Genomic DNA, 1,859 nt, shown 5'->3' on the forward strand with positions numbered 1-1,859 from the left:
GGTCGAAATCATGCGAACGCGACCACCCCACATCAATACCGCTTGCACCGCTTTTAACATCTCAGCCAGCTCTGGTTGGTGCGCCGCCTCATCGACGGTCACATCACCTTGCAGACCACGGATATTGGCAGGGTTAGAGCTGAGCGCTTGAACCTTAAAACCCGATTTTGGAAAACGGATCATGTAGGAAAGGATTTCGCGCTCGTTGTCGTCATCCCAGAACGGCACCTCATAGACGCTTGCCTTGGCCCCTGCGTTGTAGGCTTTCGCAAACAAAGCGACGGCGGCGATGTATTCCAGCGCCATCTCTTTTTTTGTGCCGATGTAGAAGGTGTTGCGGCCACCACGCGATCGAGGTTTTGAAGCAGTCAGCGCATCCTTGCCCGCTTGCGCAAACGTAATACCGGTTCGACGACTCTTTTCGTGAATCGCCAGTGGGGCCTCTTCGTTAAACCACTGCGCTTGATAGGGTAAGAAAAACGCCTCTTGCAGCACTGAGTTTTGCTCAATCTTGCCAAGGTCAATGCCTGCGGCGTCGCACTCTTCTTGTAAATCAATCTCGCGCACGGTGGATGCGTTATTGCTCATTGGCGATACCTGTTAGCGCTTGGCGAATCACGCGCTCCATGTCTTCACTGGTGCCATCCATGCCCTTGGTGATTTCACCAGGTAGACGCTTGCTGAGCTCTTCCACAAAGGCGCGGCGCACTTCTTTCTCCATGCGCATTTGCGTGCGTTGGGATTCAGTAATACGACGGATAGCCAGCATGATCTTATTAAGTTGCTCAACGGGGATGGTCGCCTCAGAGCCGTCCTCGTTCTTTTTCGAGGTCGCCAGCACTTTAAAGACTTCCGCCTTAACCATTTCAATCAAGGCGTTGTTAACATCTGCGGTTGGCTCATCACCTAAGTTCTGTGCCAATGACGCCGCCAGCTCTCGCGCTTCACGCATCACCTGCATCGAGTCATGAAAGCGATTGGCGTATCGGTTAAAGGTTGGGTAGGAAAAATCGTGCTCATCGAGCAATCCACGCTCCGTTAAGAGCGCTTTGATTTGCTTGACGATATCGGCTTGTTGGAGTTTGCCATCCAGCAATAGCTTATCGACTTTCTTTTTGATATCCGGTGGCAGCATCTGGATTTTGCCAGGCTTGGGCACCTTTTGATGTTTCCCTTTATGGGATGGATTGTTTCGTTTCAACGTTGTGTCTCCGCTTCATCATGCGCTCGATGACTGGGGCGGCATTTTGTATTGCACGCTCACCAAACAAAAAGCCAAGCACCAAGAAGTTGATCAAAAGAAGGGCAGACTCTTGCGTTTCGCTCAGTCCTGTCCATTGACCGCTAAACCACATCACATCCATATAGATGGTGAGAAAACCCCAGATAGGCCGCTGACAACCGCGCAAGAAAAGCATTAACGGGCCAAGTATCGGAATGGTTTTTAAATCGGCGGCAGTGCCCTCTAAATCCTTAATGCGCTCGGTGATTTGCTGCTCGGCTGAAAGCGCAATCTCAGCCGCTTGCTTGTTCTTGGTTAGCTCAAGGTTTTGCAGAGCCAGTTCAATGTTGGCTTGCTGCTCTGGGCTTAAATTCGGTGGCAGGTACGCCTTGACGGTATCAAGTACCGTCTCAGCCAGTCCGCCCGTTAATGCGTTAGCGATGTTTTTTAAAATGCTCATGGATACCTCACAAAAAGCGCTTTTGCTCTCTCAAGACCATGCAGGGGTGAAGAGGCTTGCTGTTTTGCATGGTGGATATCCCAAGGCGTGACACTGTGCCAGCCTTGCTCGTAAGCGCTTTGCCATGTTGGGTTATGGGAATAAAGCCCCACGCGGGCGCGCTCATCCAGCAGCTCT

Annotated in this window: 3 protein-coding genes and 1 pseudogene; all 4 read right to left on the bottom strand. The window is 51.5% G+C overall.

The window, feature by feature from the left end:
- Window positions 1–588: pseudogene (locus RH88_RS04010) on the bottom strand (hypothetical protein); the annotation flags it as partial.
- The gene (locus RH88_RS04015) at window positions 578–1,159 is read right to left on the bottom strand and encodes a DUF3486 family protein (protein WP_005595516.1); all 582 of its coding nucleotides are present in this window, start codon (window positions 1,157–1,159) and stop codon (window positions 578–580) included. The gene RH88_RS04015 and the pseudogene RH88_RS04010, both read right to left, overlap by 11 nt.
- Before the next feature lie 16 nt (window positions 1,160–1,175).
- Window positions 1,176–1,682 (bottom strand): hypothetical protein, encoded by a 507-nt coding sequence (locus tag RH88_RS04020; RefSeq protein WP_005593609.1) that lies wholly within the window; start codon window positions 1,680–1,682, stop codon window positions 1,176–1,178.
- On the bottom strand, window positions 1,679–1,859 hold a 181-nt coding region (locus RH88_RS23520; protein WP_005593610.1), incomplete at its 5' end, for a hypothetical protein. The genes RH88_RS23520 and RH88_RS04020, both read right to left, overlap by 4 nt.

The sequence above is a fragment of the Vibrio scophthalmi LMG 19158 genome (genome assembly GCF_000222585.1).
Classification (GTDB): domain Bacteria; phylum Pseudomonadota; class Gammaproteobacteria; order Enterobacterales; family Vibrionaceae; genus Vibrio; species Vibrio scophthalmi.

Bases quoted from the DNA above. Each gene is read 5' to 3' on its own strand.
- RH88_RS04020 (WP_005593609.1), bottom strand. From the start codon at position 1,682: ATGAGCATTTTAAAAAACATCGCTAACGCATTAACGGGCGGACTGGCT.